Origin of the sequence: Croceicoccus sp. Ery5, assembly GCF_020985325.1 — a bacterium.
Classification (GTDB): Bacteria; Pseudomonadota; Alphaproteobacteria; order Sphingomonadales; family Sphingomonadaceae; genus Croceicoccus.
Genome location: NZ_CP087587.1, coordinates 3,420,666 through 3,435,790 on the forward strand (window position 1 = coordinate 3,420,666; position 15,125 = coordinate 3,435,790).

16 protein-coding genes and 1 tRNA gene are annotated in these 15,125 nt (G+C 64.0%); 12 read left to right on the forward strand and 5 right to left on the reverse strand.

The genetic code is table 11. The annotated features are described in order from the left end of the window. Positions 1-54 precede the first annotated feature (54 nt). Positions 55-1,005, forward strand: a complete 951-nt coding sequence (locus LOZ74_RS16210; RefSeq protein ID WP_230292039.1) for a GGDEF domain-containing protein — start codon at positions 55-57, stop codon at positions 1,003-1,005. 205 nt (positions 1,006-1,210) lie between these two features. Here the strand turns inward: LOZ74_RS16210 and LOZ74_RS16215 are convergent, their stop codons facing one another. Beyond that, positions 1,211-3,589, reverse strand: coding sequence for a DNA translocase FtsK 4TM domain-containing protein (locus LOZ74_RS16215; RefSeq protein ID WP_230292040.1), 2,379 nt, complete (start codon positions 3,587-3,589; stop codon positions 1,211-1,213). A 115-nt stretch (positions 3,590-3,704) separates the two neighbouring features. Further along, entirely contained in the window at positions 3,705-4,298 is a 594-nt protein-coding gene (locus tag LOZ74_RS16220; protein WP_230292041.1) for a thiamine phosphate synthase, read from the reverse strand. Positions 4,299-4,320: 22 nt separating this feature from the next. Between LOZ74_RS16220 and LOZ74_RS16225 the strand changes: the two genes are divergently transcribed. From LOZ74_RS16225 to LOZ74_RS16240, 4 genes are all read left to right on the forward strand, one after another. Continuing rightward, positions 4,321-4,977 (forward strand): YggS family pyridoxal phosphate-dependent enzyme, encoded by a 657-nt coding sequence (locus LOZ74_RS16225; protein WP_230292042.1) that lies wholly within the window; start codon positions 4,321-4,323, stop codon positions 4,975-4,977. A 60-nt stretch (positions 4,978-5,037) separates the two neighbouring features. After that, complete coding sequence (locus LOZ74_RS16230; protein ID WP_230292043.1) at positions 5,038-5,328, forward strand: GNAT family N-acetyltransferase; 291 nt, start codon at positions 5,038-5,040, stop codon at positions 5,326-5,328. A gap of 81 nt (positions 5,329-5,409) precedes the next feature. After that, on the forward strand, positions 5,410-6,093 hold the full coding sequence (locus LOZ74_RS16235) for a hypothetical protein (RefSeq protein WP_230292044.1): 684 nt from the start codon (positions 5,410-5,412) through the stop codon (positions 6,091-6,093). 20 nt (positions 6,094-6,113) lie between these two features. Then, positions 6,114-6,287 (forward strand): hypothetical protein, encoded by a 174-nt coding sequence (locus tag LOZ74_RS16240; RefSeq protein ID WP_230292045.1) that lies wholly within the window; start codon positions 6,114-6,116, stop codon positions 6,285-6,287. Positions 6,288-6,392: 105 nt separating this feature from the next. Here LOZ74_RS16240 and LOZ74_RS16245 read toward each other — a convergent pair whose 3' ends face one another. Together LOZ74_RS16245 and LOZ74_RS16250 are read right to left on the reverse strand one after the other, a co-directional pair. Further along, on the reverse strand, positions 6,393-6,824 hold the full coding sequence (locus LOZ74_RS16245) for a hypothetical protein (protein WP_230292046.1): 432 nt from the start codon (positions 6,822-6,824) through the stop codon (positions 6,393-6,395). Between the two features lie 190 nt (positions 6,825-7,014). Continuing rightward, a tRNA-Thr gene (locus LOZ74_RS16250) sits at positions 7,015-7,089 on the reverse strand. A gap of 129 nt (positions 7,090-7,218) precedes the next feature. On the opposite strand from LOZ74_RS16250, the gene LOZ74_RS16255 reads away from it, so the two are divergent. Both LOZ74_RS16255 and LOZ74_RS16260 read left to right on the forward strand, forming a co-directional pair. Continuing rightward, positions 7,219-7,401 (forward strand): hypothetical protein, encoded by a 183-nt coding sequence (locus LOZ74_RS16255; RefSeq protein ID WP_230292047.1) that lies wholly within the window; start codon positions 7,219-7,221, stop codon positions 7,399-7,401. Positions 7,402-7,490: 89 nt separating this feature from the next. Further along, complete coding sequence (locus tag LOZ74_RS16260) at positions 7,491-8,573, forward strand: serine hydrolase (protein ID WP_230292048.1); 1,083 nt, start codon at positions 7,491-7,493, stop codon at positions 8,571-8,573. Between the two features lie 118 nt (positions 8,574-8,691). Here LOZ74_RS16260 and LOZ74_RS16265 read toward each other — a convergent pair whose 3' ends face one another. After that, positions 8,692-8,964, reverse strand: coding sequence for a hypothetical protein (locus LOZ74_RS16265; protein WP_230292049.1), 273 nt, complete (start codon positions 8,962-8,964; stop codon positions 8,692-8,694). Between the two features lie 267 nt (positions 8,965-9,231). Here LOZ74_RS16265 and polA point away from each other — a divergent pair, with 267 nt between their 5' ends. The 5 genes from polA to arfB are packed head-to-tail and all read left to right on the forward strand — an operon-like array spanning position 9,232 to position 15,101. Further along, complete coding sequence (polA, locus tag LOZ74_RS16270; protein WP_230292050.1) at positions 9,232-12,156, forward strand: DNA polymerase I; 2,925 nt, start codon at positions 9,232-9,234, stop codon at positions 12,154-12,156. Further along, positions 12,153-12,809 carry an aminotransferase class IV gene (locus LOZ74_RS16275; RefSeq protein WP_230292051.1) on the forward strand — a complete coding sequence of 219 codons (657 nt, stop codon included), beginning with the start codon at positions 12,153-12,155 and terminating at the stop codon, positions 12,807-12,809. Before polA ends, LOZ74_RS16275 begins: the two co-directional genes overlap by 4 nt. Continuing rightward, the gene (locus LOZ74_RS16280) at positions 12,806-14,002 is read left to right on the forward strand and encodes a pyridoxal phosphate-dependent aminotransferase (RefSeq protein WP_230292052.1); all 1,197 of its coding nucleotides are present in this window, start codon (positions 12,806-12,808) and stop codon (positions 14,000-14,002) included. The genes LOZ74_RS16275 and LOZ74_RS16280 overlap by 4 nt, the downstream gene beginning before the upstream one ends. Beyond that, positions 13,999-14,688 (forward strand): RluA family pseudouridine synthase, encoded by a 690-nt coding sequence (locus LOZ74_RS16285; RefSeq protein ID WP_230292053.1) that lies wholly within the window; start codon positions 13,999-14,001, stop codon positions 14,686-14,688. Before LOZ74_RS16280 ends, LOZ74_RS16285 begins: the two co-directional genes overlap by 4 nt. Further along, complete coding sequence (gene arfB, locus LOZ74_RS16290) at positions 14,664-15,101, forward strand: alternative ribosome rescue aminoacyl-tRNA hydrolase ArfB (RefSeq protein ID WP_230292054.1); 438 nt, start codon at positions 14,664-14,666, stop codon at positions 15,099-15,101. The genes LOZ74_RS16285 and arfB overlap by 25 nt, the downstream gene beginning before the upstream one ends. Positions 15,102-15,125: the final 24 nt, after the last annotated feature.

Sequence of the window (15,125 nt, forward strand, 5' to 3'; positions counted from 1 at the left end):
TAAGCCTGTGCAAGCTATTCAGATTGCATGGGAATGTATCTGTACAGGCAATTGATGGCCGCGGCCACTTCGGGCACGCGATCGGCATATGGTAACGATTTCGACGAGCTGGGCCGGATCATCCGCCGCGTCGAACAAATGGCGCAGATCGGGTTCTGGCGGCTCGACCTTGCCGATGACAGCTTGGACTGGTCGGAACAGGTCTTTGCCATCCACGACATGGAATATGGCCCCGTGCCCGATGTCGACAAGGCGCTGTCGTTCTATCCGCTTTATGACCGGCAAAGGCTGATGCGCGCGCTGGACGGCGCGATCAATGACGGGATCGCCTATGATCTCGAACTGGATTTCACATCCGCCTGCGGCAAGACGAAGCGCGTGCGGGCGCTGGGCGATCCGCAGTTCCGCGACGGCAGGATCAGCGCCATCGTCGGCGCGTTTCAGGACGTCAGCGCCAGCCATGAAATCGAACGCCGGCTGGAAAAGGCATCGCTGACCGACGATCTGACCGAACTGCCCAACCGTCGCCATTTCACCCGGCGGTTCGAACGCCTGTCGTCCGACCGGTTCCGCCCCTTCGCCCTTGCGCTGTTCGACCTCGACCATTTCAAGCAGATCAACGACGGTTACGGCCACAAGGCTGGGGACGAGATGCTGCGCGCGGCGGCGCAGGCGATGCGGCAACCATGGCTGCGCTCCAGCTTTGCGGCGCGGCTGGGCGGCGACGAATTCGTGGTGCTGTTCACCGATGCAGACATGGTCGCCGAAATCGGGGACACTACCGAACGGCTGGTCGATGCATTGCGGCTGGACATGATGTTCCGGTCGAAACCGCTCAGCGTGACGGGCACCGTCGGTGTCGCCGCCATCGACACGCCGGGCTATTCGCTGTCCGAAGTGCTGTCCTGCGCCGATGCCGCCCTATATGCCGCCAAGGCGAACGGACGCGGCACCGCAACGATCAGCAGTCCCGAAGACATGTTCTTCGGCAGCGCGGCGGCATGATGCGCGCGCGGCTTTCGCTGTCCTACACGGCGATCGCGCGCTAGCGTTCGGGCTCAACGCTCTTTCGCATTGTCCGCTTTCCGCCATTGGCCCGATTTGTGACCCACAGGGCCGCAATACCAGCTTTCGCGCGGGTTTGCGCCGGATGCCGGCAGGGTGACGGCAGGGTGACAGGGTGTCACCTTTGTCACCCTGATCATACCGCCTATAACGCCTGCCCGTCGCGGTCGCGATAGATTTCGCGGCGGCCGACATGGTTGGCCGGACCGACCAGCCCGTCCTTTTCCATCCGCTCGATCCACTTGGACGCGGTGTTGTACCCCACGCCCATCTGGCGCTGGATCCAGCTGGCCGATGCCTTCTGGTTTTCGAACACCATCTGGCAGACCTGCATATATTTGCGGTCCTCGGGATTGTCCGATCCGCCTTCCAGATCGTCAAAGGCAAAGCCTCCGCCATCCTCGGGCTCTTCGGTAACGCTGTCGACATAGGCCGGTTCGCCCTGCCCGCGCCAGTGTTCGGCCACGGCCTCCACTTCCTCGTCCGATACGAACGGGCCGTGGACACGGGTGATCGGGCGGCTGCTGGCCTTGTACAGCATGTCGCCCTTGCCCAGCAGCTGTTCGGCGCCCTGTTCGCCCAGAATGGTGCGGCTGTCGATGCGGCTGGTCACATGGAACGAGATACGCGTCGGCATGTTCGCCTTGATCACGCCGGTGATGACATCGACCGACGGGCGCTGCGTCGCCATGATCAGGTGAATGCCCGCCGCACGCGATTTCTGGCTCAGGCGCTGGATCAGAACCTCGATCTCCTTGCCGACGGTGATCATCAGATCGGCCAGCTCGTCCACCACCAGCACGATCTGGGGCAGCACTTCGTAATCCAGCTGTTCTTCCTCGAACATTTCCTCGCCGGTTTCGGGGTCGAAGCCGGTCTGCACGCGGCGACCCAGCGGCTTGCCCTTGGCCGCCGCATTGCGGACGCGTTCGTTGAAGCTGACGAGGTTGCGCGCCCCGATGCTCGACATCATGCGATAGCGGCGCTCCATCTCCTCGACCGCCCATTTCAGCGCGCGCACCGACTTGGGCGGCTCGGTCACCACGGGCGAGAGCAGGTGCGGGATGTCGTCATAGCTCTTGAGCTCGAGCACCTTGGGATCGATCAGGATCAGGCGCACTTCCTCGGGCGTGAAATTGTAGAGCAGCGACAGGAGGATGCAGTTGAGGCCCACCGATTTACCCGAACCGGTCGTGCCCGCGACCAGCAAATGCGGCATGGCCGCAAGGTCGGCGACGATCGGCTCGCCCGCGATATCCTTGCCTAGGATGATCGGCAGCATCCCCTTGTGATCGACGAATGCGGCGCTGGTGATCAACTCGCGCAGCGCCACGGTCTGCCGGTCGGCATTGGGCAGTTCGATGCCCATCACGGTCTTGCCCGGAATGGCCGATACACGCGCCGAAATCGCGCTCATGTTACGGGCGATATCCTCGGCAAGACCGATGACGCGGGCGGCCTTGATGCCCGGCGCGGGTTCCAGCTCGTACATGGTAACGACGGGGCCGGTGCGCACTGCCGTGATCTCGCCCTTGACGTTGAAATCCTCCAGCACGGTTTCCAGCAGGCGGGCATTCGCCTCCAGCGCGGATTTGTCGATCACCTTGCCCGACTGGTCCGGCGGTTCGGCCAGCAGGTCCGAACTGGGCAGCTGGAAATCCTGCCCGAACAATTCGCGCTGCTTGGGTTTCTTGGCCGCCGCGGCAGGCTTTGGCGCCAAAGACGGGTCCGCGATTTCGGGCGCGCGGCGCGGCGCGGGCTCGGGCGTGTCGAAGGGGATGTCGTCATCGTCGAAATCGTCGATCGCAGGCATGCGCTCCACCGCCTGTTTCGGCTGACGCGCGGGCCTAGCGGGCTTCGGCTTGACCTCGCCCCGCTCTGCCGGTTCGCGGCGCAGCATCGCGGGCAGAGTCAGCAATCCGGCCCAGTCGATGGCAAATACGCGGCCCGCAAGCCCCGCGCCCGCCGCCAGCGCCACGATCGACAGCGCCAGCACCAGCCAGTCCGACCACGGATCGGGGGCTAGCCCGCCCAGACCCTGTATCGCCTTGGCGCCCAGCAGGCCCGACAGTCCGCCCAGCCCCGCCGGAAGGTCCCAAACCGGCCCGTCGAACAGCAGCGCCAGCACGCTGGACAGAAGCAGCATGGCCGCCACCAGCATCAGCAAGGGGCGACCCCAGCGGCGTTTCCAGCTGACGGCGCTTTCCTCCTCTTCATGCTCGGCCAATTGCCACAGGCGGCGGGCAAAGACATAAAGCAGGGGCAGCAACAGAACGGCCATGCCGCCGAACAGCATGAACAGCAGATCGGCCGCGACGGCACCCGCGCCGCCCATCCAGTTCTGCGCCTGCCCGCCCGCTGCCGTCGAAAGCGAGGGATCGGTCTGCGAATAGCTGGCCATCGCCAGCGCCAGAAACAGCGCCAGCAGGATCAGCGCCACCGCGCCGACCAGCTCGGCGCTGCGGTTGAAACTGGCCCTGATCGCCGCACGCCAGTCCGGCGCCTGTTTTGCGCGTGTCGCCATCGCGCGTTCCCTTCGTATTTCAAGCGGGTGAATGGTGCGCGATTATCCGCGCTGGCGGAATCCGGGTCAATCGCAGCGGGGGTTTCGCCGCGATCTGTGGATTACCTGTGCGCACTTATGGGGAAAACCGTGTGGACAGCCCGTCGATAGCGGCCCAGCCACGAACATGGTGGATCGCGGCAAAGGCACGGAAACGGGCGCGGTTCATGCCGCCCAGCATGATCGCCCCGCCTCCCGCCTGCCGCGCCAGCATCAGGGCACGCAGCGGCCCCAGAACCGCGCCGCCGCGATGCGACCGCGTGGGAAACACCGGCGAGACAAACACCAGATCCGCCCCCGCCCGCCGCGCCGCGCCCAGTTCGCGCATCGAATGCACCGTCGCCAGCCGCAACAACCCCGCCGCGCCGCGTAGCCGCTGTGGCGGGCCATACACCGCCTGCGCGCCCCATTCGCGCGCTTGCCGCGCCGTTCCCGACAGCGCGACCACATGCCCCCTGCCCCGCGCGATACGGGCGAGCCGGTCGAACCGCTGCCGCCGGTTTTCGGGACGCAGTTGATAATGCCGGAACACCAGCCCGCTTCCCCGCGGCAGACGGCGCAGCACCCGTTCCAGCGCGGCATCGTTGCGCGCATCGCTGACAAGCCACAGCCATGGCAGCCGTTGCGATTTGGCGGGTTTACGGGAATTGGGGGGCTGGCGGATCGTCACACCCCCGCTATAGCAGCGCGCGATGACCGTGCCAGCGCTTCAGGAAACCCGCGACAGGATCGCCCACGCCGCCAAAATCGCCCGCCGCAAGCCTGCGGAGGTGTCGCTGGTGGCCATTTCGAAGACCCATCCGGCAGAGCGCATCCGCTCGCTGCTGGATGCGGGCCACCGCCTGTTCGGTGAAAACCGCGTGCAGGAAGCGCAAGAGAAATGGCCCGCTCTGCGCGATGCATTTCCCGATGCGCAATTGCACCTTGTCGGCCAGTTGCAATCGAACAAGGCGGACGATGCGGTGGCCATGTTCGATGCGATCCACTCGCTCGACCGGCCGGGCCTTGTCACCGCGCTTGCCAAGGCGATGGACAAGGCGGGCCGCCGCGTCCCCTGTTTCGTGCAAGTGAATATCGGGGCAGAGGAGCAAAAGGGAGGCTGTCCGATTGCCGACACGCCTGCGCTGCTGGCGGCGGCGCGCGATGCGGGCATCGACATCGCAGGGCTGATGTGCGTGCCCCCCTTCGATGTGGAGGCCGCCCCTTATTTCGCGCTGCTGGCCAAGATCGCCGCGGACAATGGCGTTTCCGGCCTGTCGATGGGGATGAGCGGGGATTTCGAAACCGCGATCATGCTGGGCGCGACCCATGTGCGCGTCGGCTCCGCCCTGTTCGGCGCACGCGGTTAGGGCTGGCGGAACGCCTGTCGCGCCCTGCCGTTTCACAGCCCCCCCCTGAAAGGAGCCACGATGGACGATCTGGAAATCACCCGCCATGACGAGGATACCCGCGGCGAATATCGCGCCCGTCCGGCGGACAGCGACGCCATCGGGCGGCTGACCTATCAAAAGCGCGGCGATGTGCTGGTTGCCGATCATACGCTGGTCCCGCCCGAAATCGGCGGGCGTGGCATTGCGGGCCGTCTGGTCGATGCGCTGATCGCGGATGCGCGCAGCGAGGGTTTCCGCATCGTGCCGCAATGCTCCTATGTCGAGGCAGCATTCCGCCGCCATCCCGAATGGTCCGATCTGCGCGCCTGAACTTCAAATCTGAAGTTTTTTGCCCGTCGTCGCCGGAATCGGTCTAATCTCCCTCTGCGGGCAGAGAAAGGGAGACAAAAAATGGCGATTGTCAGAACGATTTCGCTGGCATCGGCCAGTGTCGCGCTGGTTCTGGCCGGGACCAGTCCGGCAGTGGCACGCAAGGCCGATAAGATGACCTATATCAACGGCAAGAACGTCGGCGATGCCGAGCGGGAATTGCGCCGCGCGGATTTCGAGCACAAGGACGGGCGCGCAGGCATTTACGGCTATTATTACTCCTATTGGTGGCACGACAAGGACGAGAATTGCATCGTCGTCGAAAGCGAGGGCGGGCGCGTAATGACCGTCAACGACGCGTCGAAGTCGGACTGCAAGGAAGGCGGCATCGGCACCGGCGGCGCGGTCGCCGCGGTCGCGGGGGCCGTGCTGATCGGCGCCTTGCTGGCGCATAAATCCGACCACCACGATGACAGGAAACACCACGAGGACGAGGATTACGAGCGCCAGTACGAGATCGGCTATCAGCACGGTCTGCACAACAAGTCCTATCAGAACTATCAGAGCTCCGACGCCTATTCCAACGGCTATAGTACGAGATCGGCTATCAGCACGGTCTGCACAACAAGTCCTATCAGAACTATCAGAGCTCCGACGCCTATTCCAACGGCTATAGCGCGGGCACGGAACAGCGCGAACACAACACGCCGCACCACCATTCGGGCCACGGCGGCAACAGCGACAAGGTTCGATTTGACGATGTAAAGGGCATGCGCGGGTCGAGCATGGAGACCGAACTGCAGCGTCGCGGATTCCGCAATGTCGACGGGTTCAAGTCCGGATCGACTGCCTACACGATCTGGAACCGGTCATCGTCCGACCAATGCCTGCAGGTGACCATGGCCGATGGACGCGTTTACGACATCCGCGACATCGGTCGCCATCCGAAATGCAGTTGACGGGCGGACTGAGCTGACACCGCCGGCGGATAAACAACCGGCCCGGAAGCGCGCAATCAAACCCGCGATTCCGGGCCGGATTGTTTCCGGACCCTGACGTCAAGGCTATGGCTTGTTATTGCCGTTGCCGTTGCCGTTGCCGTTGCCTCCGTTTCCGTTTCCGTTTCCGTTTCCGTTGCCATTACCGTTTCCATTCCCGTTACCGGGTGTAGGGGTCGGAGTCGGGGTCGGCGTGGGTGTCGGAGTAGGAGTGGGAGTGGGCGAAGGTGCGGGAGTTGGCGCGGGTGTCGGCGAAGGCGAAGCGCCGCCGCCGCCGCCACCTTTGGTCGCACCGGGATAGGCGACATCGAAGTCATCCACCTTGCCGTTCATCGAAGAACCGACATTGGCCCCCAGCACCAGCGTCGCCGCGCCGACACCAACGCCGACGACGCCCAGAATCAGCGCATATTCCGAAGAGCTGGTCCCCAGCTCGTTCCGGCGAAAGCTGCGAAGGCGCGAAAATCCGGTGCGGAGTTTTCCGGTGCGGTCAATCATCGCACTGTCCCTTTCATTGCCTGATCCTGTCCCCACGGCAGTCTGCCCCCTAGCATGCTGGCCGTTTCGGATAGGTTAAGTCGGGAAAACGCGGCGCGCGCAAAACGTTTTAGGAAGGTGACAGTCAATGTCACCAAGCTAACGCCGCTTGCACGAAATTCTGCGCCATCGCGGCACAAATGTCGGGAAATGGTGCTGCTGGGGAGGATTGAACTCCCGACCTCACCCTTACCAAGGGTGCGCTCTACCACTGAGCTACAGCAGCCCGGCGCAACGAACATGCGAAAGGCACATCGGCGTCTTGCGAGGGCGCGCTATTGGCGGGGTGCGCAGCGCTTGTCAAGCACAGCCTCGCCCGCTTGTCACCGCGGCAACGGGATGCAATGAAACCGCCATGGCAAGTGACGGCAAAAACACGGGCAACACCCCCGCCCAAACGCGGGAAGAACGGCTTGCGGCGCAGCTGCGCGCCAATCTGCGCCGCCGCAAGGCGCAGGCGCGTGCCATTTCGGCATCGGATGCGCATGAAAGCGCGCCGAATGCCGACGATTGCGTGCCGGACGGAGACGAAACCTAGCCGCCTTCCACAAGGTTTCTGTCGGTGCTTGAGCAAATTGCGCGCTTCGTTCATCTTATGAAAATCGGGACTTTGATAGGATTGCGTCCATGAAGGGACTGTCATCGCACAAGCTGCGCCGCGCGGGCGTTGCCATTCGTCGTTACGGAATCGGCTTTCTGGCCGCCTCCGCACTGGGATTCGCGCCTGCCGCATCGGCACAGGACACGCATCCGCAAGCGCAGACATTCGAGGAATTCCTGAACGGACCCGAAGGGGCCATCCTCGATTCGCAGCGCAATTCGCAAATGGCGGGCGATCCCGTCCCCGAACAGTTCCGCCGCCAGCTTTTCGCCGTTGCTCCGCAATCGCAGGGCCGCATTGGCGTGGCCGCGCTTGACCTGACCACGGGCCGGACAGTTTCGATCCAGGGGCATGAGCCGTTCCCCATGGCCAGCACGTCGAAAATCGCGGTGGCCGCGACTTTTCTGGCGGGCGTGGATGCCGGTAAATACAGCCTGTTCGACCGCTATCCGCTGATGGTGCCGGTCGCTTCCGAACCGTTTTCCAGCAAGGTTGCCCCCGTCCGCAAGGGCGAGATGATGAGCGCGCAGACCCTGCTGGAACGCATGATCACCCGGTCCGACAACCAGGCGACCGATGCGCTGCTGGCCGTGGTGGGCGGACCGCAGGCCGTGAACGAGTGGGTGCGCAAGAACACCGGCCTGATGAATTTCCGCATCGACCGCGATATCGCCACGCTTGTGCGCGACCGGTGGGAATTCGACCTGTCGCGCCATGTCGACGTGCGCGACAGCACCCCGCCTGACGAGATGGTGCAGCTGATCGCGGGCATCCATCAGGGCAAATGGCTTTCCCCGGCAAGCCGCGGCCTGCTGGTCGGCGCGATGACGCGCACGATCACCGGCAGCACGCGGATCAAGGCCGGTCTGCCCAGCGGGACCAATTTCGGCCACAAGACTGGCACGCTGAACAAGACCGCCAGCGATGTCGGCTTTATCACCATGCCCGACGGGCGCGTCGTGGTGGTGGCGATCTATGTCACGGGGCAAAGCGGCCCCGCCGCACGCAATGCCAAGATCGCAGAGATCACGCGCACGCTGTATAACGGCTATGCCAGCGCGCCCGCGCGTCATGCTGCGAATGACAACAGCCGGCTTGGCACCAATTGATCCTGAATGTTCCGCGCCATTGCGGCGCATGGGGCGGGCATAGAAAAAGGCGCGGAAAGGATGATCCCTTCCGCGCCTTTTCTATGTCGCAGTCCCCAAGGGGAGAGCGAACTGCCGATTAGTCAGCAGCAGCTTCTGCGGGCGTTTCGTCCTGCACAGCAGCTTCGACTTCGGCAGCAGCGTCGTCGGTTGCTTCGACAGCAGCGTCGGTCGCGGCTTCAGCGTCGGCAGCAGCGTCTTCGGCGGTCGCTTCAACAGCGTCCATGCCGGCTTCGGCGTCAGCAGCCATCGAGTCCATGGTCGCGTCAGCAGCTTCCTCGGTACCTTCCGAGCAAGCAGCGAGGGTCAGGGCAGCGCCGGCAGCGGCAGCGGCGAGAATGATCTTGCGCATAAAATGCATCCTTATTCCGAATGATCGTGAAGAGTGAATTGTGGCTTCACGCGAAACCCGATCGCTCGGGCCTCGTGGCGCACAGATAAACCCATCATAAACAGGATGCAAGCGGCAACGCATAGTTCCGCATCGTCTGTCTAACCGGCGAATATGGCCAGATTAGGGCGCCTTCGCCGAAAAATCGGGCGATTGCGGCGGATTCCTGCCGACATCGCGACAGTTGGGGCATGATTTCCCCGTTTTCCGCTGCTACCGCCTCAACCCATGAGCGACGCCACCAAAATCGCATCCGCCGAAAACCCCGCATCCGGCACGGCCGCTGCCCCGCGCAAGCCGCACCTCTATCTGGTCGACGGTTCGGCCTATATCTTCCGCGCCTATCACCGGCTGCCCCCGCTGACCAATCCCGAAGGGACGCCGGTGGGCGCGGTCTATGGCTATACCACCATGTTGTGGAAGCTGGCGCAGGACCTCGACGATGCGGACGGGCCGACGCATCTGGCGGTCATTCTGGACAAGGCATCGCAATCGTTCCGCCACGATCTTTATCCCGAATACAAGGCGAACCGCCCGCCTCCGCCCGAAGATCTGCGCCCGCAATTCCCGCTGATCCGCGATGCGACCCGCGCCTTCTCGCTCCCCTGTATCGAAGAGGAGATGCTGGAAGCCGACGATCTGATCGCATCCTATGCCCGTGCCGCCACGCGCAAGGGATGGGACGTGACCATCGTGTCGTCGGACAAGGATCTGATGCAACTGGTCGGCCAGTGCGACAATCCCGATGATGGTGTCGAAGGCGGCTGCATCGACATGCTCGACACGATGAAGAATGCGCGGATCGAAATCCCGCAAGTGGTCGAGAAATTCGGCGTGCCGCCCGAAAAGCTGGGCGACGTGCTCGCGCTGATGGGCGATTCGGTCGATAACATTCCCGGCGTGCGCGGGATCGGGCCGAAGACGGCGGAAAAGCTGATCAACGAATATGGCGATCTGGAAAGCGTGCTGGCCGCCGCGCCCGAGATGAAAAAATCCAAGATGCGCGAAAACCTGATCGAGCATTCGGACATGGCCCGCCTGTCGCGCCAGTTGGTGCAATTGAAGGAAGATTGCGACCTTCCCATGCCGCTCGACGAATTTGCGCTCGACGGCATTCCCAAGGAACCGCTGGCCGAATTCCTGCAAACGCACGGGTTTACCAGCTTGCTGAAACGTCTGGGCGCGGGCGCGGGCAGCCCTTCGCGCCCGACCGACCTCAACCCCGCAAGGCCCGTCAATGCAGGCAATGAAACGGTCGAGGGCACGCGGCAGCCCTTGCCCGAATGGCCCGCGATCGACCTTGCATCCTATGAATGCGTCACCACGCTCGACCGGCTGGACGCGTGGATCGCCCGCGCCTTTGCCGCGCATGCGGTGGCCGTGGACACCGAAACCAGCGCTCTCGATTCGATGCAGGCCGATCTGGTCGGCATCAGCCTTGCGCTGGGTCCGAACGATGCATGCTATATCCCGCTGGCCCATGGCAGCGACGATATGTTCGCCGAAAAGCCCGAACAGGTGCCCGTCACCGAAGCGCTCGCGCGGCTGAAGCCGCTGCTGGAAAGCGATGCGGTGCTGAAAGTGGGGCAGAACATCAAATATGACCTCACCGTCCTGGAGCGCGCCGGTCGTCTGGTGGGGGGCATCACCGTCGCCCCTGTCGAGGATACGATGATCCTCTCCTTCGCCCTCGATGCCGGTCGCGGCGGGGGCGGGATCGGGCAGGCGCATGGCATGGATTCGCTGGCCGAAACCCATCTTGGTCACACGACGCTGACCTTCAAGGACATTTGCGGCACCGGCAAAAAGGCGATCCCCTTCGGTGCCGTGCCGCTGGACAAGGCGACGCAATATGCGGCCGAGGATGCCGATGTCACATGGCGTCTCTGGAAAGTGCTGCGCCAGCGGCTGGCGGACGAAGGCGGCACGCGCATCTATGAGAACGTGGACCGCCCGCTGATTCCCGTCGTCGCGATGATGGAGCGGAACGGCATCAAGGTGGACCGCGAGCATCTGGCCCGCCTGTCGGCCGAATTCGCCGAACAGATCGCCGCGCTTGAGGGCGAGGTGCATGCGCTGGCCGGCGAAAGTTTTGCCATCGGCAGCCCCAAGCAACTGGGCGATATCCTGTTCGACAAGATGGGGCTGAAAGGCGGGAAGAAAGGCAAGAGCGGCCAGTTCTCGACCGACCAGACCGTGCTGGAAAAGCTGGCGGGCGAAGGTGTCGAGATGGCGTCGAAAGTGCTGGAATGGCGCGGGCTGTCGAAACTGCGCTCCACCTATACCGAGGCATTGCAGCAGGCGATCAACCCCGCGACGGGGCGTGTGCACACAAGCTATTCCCTTGTCGGCGCGCAGACGGGCCGCCTGTCGTCCACCGATCCGAACCTGCAGAATATCCCGATCCGCACCGAAACCGGCCGCCAGATCCGCGAGGCGTTTGTGGCAGAGGCAGGCAATGTGCTGCTGGCCGCCGACTATTCGCAGATCGAATTGCGCCTTGCCGCGCACATGGCCGATGTGCCGCCGTTGAAAGAGGCCTTTGCCCACGGTGAGGATATTCACGCCCGCACCGCGCAGGAAATGTATGGCGAGGTTACCCGCGACACCCGCGCCAAGGCCAAGACGATCAATTTCGCCATTCTTTACGGCATTTCGCGCTGGGGACTGGCAGGACGCCTTGGCACCGATGCGGACGAGGCGCAGGCCGTGATCGACCGTTATTTCGGACGCTTCCCCGGCATCCAGAAATATATCGTCCACACTTTGGAAAGCGTGCGCGAAAAGGGCTATTCCGAGACTTTGTTCGGCCGGAAAACCCATTTCCGCAACATCAATTCCAAGAACCCGAACGAGCGGCAAGGCGCCGAACGCGCCGCGATCAACGCGCCGATTCAGGGCACCAGCGCCGATATCATCAAGCGTGCCATGGTCCGCATGATGCCCGCGCTGCACGATGCGGGTCTGGGCCATGTCAGAATGCTTTTGCAGGTGCATGACGAGCTGGTCTTCGAACTGCCCGAAGGCGATGTCGCCGCCGCCTCGCCCGTTATCGAGCGGGTGATGGCCGAAGCCGCGCTTCCCTCGGTCGATCTGACCGTGCCGCTGGGGATCGAGATCGGCACCGGCCACAGCTGGGGAGCCGCGCATTGAGCGTAGCCGCGCCTTCCCGCGCCCTCGCCCCCGATACGCTGCTGATCGAGACCATGGGCTATGACCCGCAGGCAGGCGTGCCGATGATCGAATTCCATCTGGAGCGCCTGAAGGACAGCGCGGCAGAGCTTGACTATGCCTGCGACCGGCACGCCATCCGGAACGAGGTGCAGGCCGTGTGCTTTACCCATCGCGACAAGGCACGGCTGAAGATCGAACTGCACAGGGACGGGCAATTCGCGATCCGCCTCAACCACTTTCCGGCACCGCTGGCCGAACCCGTGCCGGTGGCACTGGTCACGCTGGATATCGCGGCAGACGATCCGCGGCTGAGCCACAAGACCAGCGAACGCAATTTCTATGACGCGGCCCGTCTGGAGGCTGCGGGAAAAGGCGCGCAGGAGGCTGTTCTGCTGCGCCATGACGGGCTGGTCACCGAAGGAAGTTTCACCAATGTTTTCGTCGAACGGGACGGCATCTTGCTGACCCCGCCTTTGTCGCTGGGCCTGCTGCCGGGCGTGCTGCGCCGGTCCCTGCTGGAACAGGCCCGCGCGCGTGAGGCTGAATTGCGCGCCGACGATCTGTGCGAAGGGCTGATGATCGGCAATTCCCTGCGCGGATTGATGCGTGCTCGGCTGGTGCCCTGCGCATGAGCGGCCCGCTGATTTCCGCCGCGCTGGAACGCATCCAGCCCTCGCAGACCTCTGCGATGACCGACCGTGCGACCGCGCTGCGCGAGGAAGGGCGCGACATCATATCGCTGTCGGTGGGAGAGCCGGATTTCGCCACCCCGCCGCATGTGGTGGAGGCCATGGCGAAAGCGCTGCGTGACGGGCAGACCCGCTATACGCCGGTGGGCGGGACCAGCGCGTGCAAACGCGCCGCCGCGCTGCATTTCACGCGCGATCTGGGCATCGCGGCCACCCCCGCCAATGTCACGATCAGCGCGGGCGGCAAGCAGGCGATCTTTCACGCTTTATGCGCCACCCTCGATGCGGGGGACGAGGTAGTGATCCCCGCACCATGGTGGGTCAGCTATCCCGAAATCGCGCGTTTCGCGGGCGCCAATGTGATCCCACTGCCCACCACACCCGCCAGCGCGTTCCGCTTTACGGCAGAAGCGCTGGAGGCCGCGATCACCCCGCGCACCCGCTGGCTTCTGCTGAACAGCCCCGGCAATCCGACCGGCGCGGTGTTTCCGGCGGACGAATTGCTCGCCATTGGCGACGTGCTGGACCGCCACCCGCATGTTCTGGTGATGAGCGACGATATTTACGCCCCGCTGCGCTATTCGGACGAACCGCATGCAACATTGGCGGCGTTGCGGCCCGATCTGGCCGACAGGGTTCTCACCGTCTCCGGCGTATCGAAAAGCCATGCGATGACCGGACTGCGCATCGGTTTTGCCACTGGCCCCGAATGGCTGATCCGCGCGATGGAGCGGCTGCAGTCGCATAGCAGCGGCAATCCCTGCTCGATCAGCCAGGCAGGCGCGGTCGCCGCGATGGAGGGGGCGCAGGATTTTCTGGGCGAATGGCGCGATATATTCCGCGCCCGCCGCGATCTGGTGTGCGCGGCCGTGAATGCCATTCCCGGCCTGTCGACACCCGTGCCCGATGGCGCGTTCTATTGCCTGATCGATGCCGCGCCGCTGATCGGCGGGGCATTCAAGGACGATATGGCGCTGGCGCTGCATCTCCTGGACCACGGGGTCGCCATCGTGCCCGCATCCTCATTCGGCGGCGCGCATTGCGGGCTTTCGGGTTTCCGCATCAGCTTTGCCGCAGGCGCAGACACTCTGCGCGAAGCCATGCGGCGCATTGAAACGGCAGTCAAAAGCATATGAAAGACATCGAAATCCTGTTCGAGGACGGCGAGGCGCTGGTTATCGACAAGCCGGCGGGCCTTCCCATCGAACGCCCGCGCGCGGGCGGGCCCAGCCTTGACGATCATCTGGCCGTCCTGCGTCTGGGTTTTCAGCGCGATCCCGCGCCGGTGCACCGGATCGACACCGACACGTCGGGCTGCCTGTTACTGGCCCGCAATCCCAAGGCGCTGAAACGCTTTGCCGCCGCGTTCGAGGCGCGGGCCGTGACCAAGCATTACATCGGCCTTGTCGCAGGCGAACTGGCCGAGGATGAGGGCACGATTGCACTATCGCTGTCCAAGATCAGCAGCGCCGAAAAAGGCTGGCGCATGATCGCGGCGAAGAAGGGCAAGCCCTCGGTTACGCATTGGAAGAAGCTGGGCGTGAAGAATGGCGTCACCGCCGTGGCCTTCGCGCCCGAGACCGGTCGCACGCACCAGATCCGCATTCATGCGCTGGCGGGGCTGGGTTTTCCGCTGCTGGGCGATCCGGTTTATGGCACGGGAAAGGGCGCGGGCCGCACCATGCTGCACGCGGCCGAACTGGTCGTGCAGCGCGAGGGCAAGGACTCGATCAGCGCGGTAGCGCCCCTGCCCGCCGATTTCGCGCGGCTGTGTCCCGACATTCCCGAGGTTATCGAATGGCCCACAGCGGCGGAGGCATAACCGGCGGGTCCGTTTTGGATCGGGCGCACGCCTTGGCCGAGGAGCGGTTCGTCACCGCCTCCGGCCCCGGCGGGCAGAACGTTAACAAGGTGGCGACCGCGGTGCAGCTGCGCGTCAATATCTATGCGCTGAACCTGCCGCAGCCGGTCTTTCACCGGTTGCAACGGCTGGCTGGCAGCAGGCTGACCGCCAGCGGCGATCTGCTGATCGAGGCGAAACGATTTCGCACCCAAGACGCCAACCGCAGCGACGCGCGCGACCGGCTGACCGAATTACTTGAACAGGCGATGGTGCAGCCGAAAACCCGCGCCAAAAGCCGCGTCAACCGCGTGGGCAAGGTGAAGCGGCTGAAGTCGAAGAAAGAGCGCGGGGAGGTTAAGGCGAAGCGGGGGGCGGTGAAGAGCTGGGATTGAGGGCGCGGCGTCCGCTTTCGGGGC

What these genes read in the sequence shown, in the direction of transcription:
- LOZ74_RS16210 (WP_230292039.1), top strand. Translation starts at nt 55, where the DNA reads ATGGCCGCGGCCACTTCGGGCACGCGATCGGCATATGGTAACGATTTC.
- LOZ74_RS16215 (WP_230292040.1), bottom strand. Translation starts at nt 3,589, where the DNA reads ATGGCGACACGCGCAAAACAGGCGCCGGACTGGCGTGCGGCGATCAGG.
- LOZ74_RS16225 (WP_230292042.1), top strand. Translation starts at nt 4,321, where the DNA reads ATGACCGTGCCAGCGCTTCAGGAAACCCGCGACAGGATCGCCCACGCC.
- LOZ74_RS16230 (WP_230292043.1), top strand. Translation starts at nt 5,038, where the DNA reads ATGGACGATCTGGAAATCACCCGCCATGACGAGGATACCCGCGGCGAA.
- LOZ74_RS16235 (WP_230292044.1), top strand. Translation starts at nt 5,410, where the DNA reads ATGGCGATTGTCAGAACGATTTCGCTGGCATCGGCCAGTGTCGCGCTG.
- LOZ74_RS16240 (WP_230292045.1), top strand. Translation starts at nt 6,114, where the DNA reads ATGGAGACCGAACTGCAGCGTCGCGGATTCCGCAATGTCGACGGGTTC.
- LOZ74_RS16245 (WP_230292046.1), bottom strand. Translation starts at nt 6,824, where the DNA reads ATGATTGACCGCACCGGAAAACTCCGCACCGGATTTTCGCGCCTTCGC.
- LOZ74_RS16255 (WP_230292047.1), top strand. Translation starts at nt 7,219, where the DNA reads ATGGCAAGTGACGGCAAAAACACGGGCAACACCCCCGCCCAAACGCGG.
- LOZ74_RS16260 (WP_230292048.1), top strand. Translation starts at nt 7,491, where the DNA reads ATGAAGGGACTGTCATCGCACAAGCTGCGCCGCGCGGGCGTTGCCATT.
- LOZ74_RS16265 (WP_230292049.1), bottom strand. Translation starts at nt 8,964, where the DNA reads ATGCGCAAGATCATTCTCGCCGCTGCCGCTGCCGGCGCTGCCCTGACC.
- polA (WP_230292050.1), top strand. Translation starts at nt 9,232, where the DNA reads ATGAGCGACGCCACCAAAATCGCATCCGCCGAAAACCCCGCATCCGGC.
- LOZ74_RS16280 (WP_230292052.1), top strand. Translation starts at nt 12,806, where the DNA reads ATGAGCGGCCCGCTGATTTCCGCCGCGCTGGAACGCATCCAGCCCTCG.
- LOZ74_RS16285 (WP_230292053.1), top strand. Translation starts at nt 13,999, where the DNA reads ATGAAAGACATCGAAATCCTGTTCGAGGACGGCGAGGCGCTGGTTATC.
- arfB (WP_230292054.1), top strand. Translation starts at nt 14,664, where the DNA reads ATGGCCCACAGCGGCGGAGGCATAACCGGCGGGTCCGTTTTGGATCGG.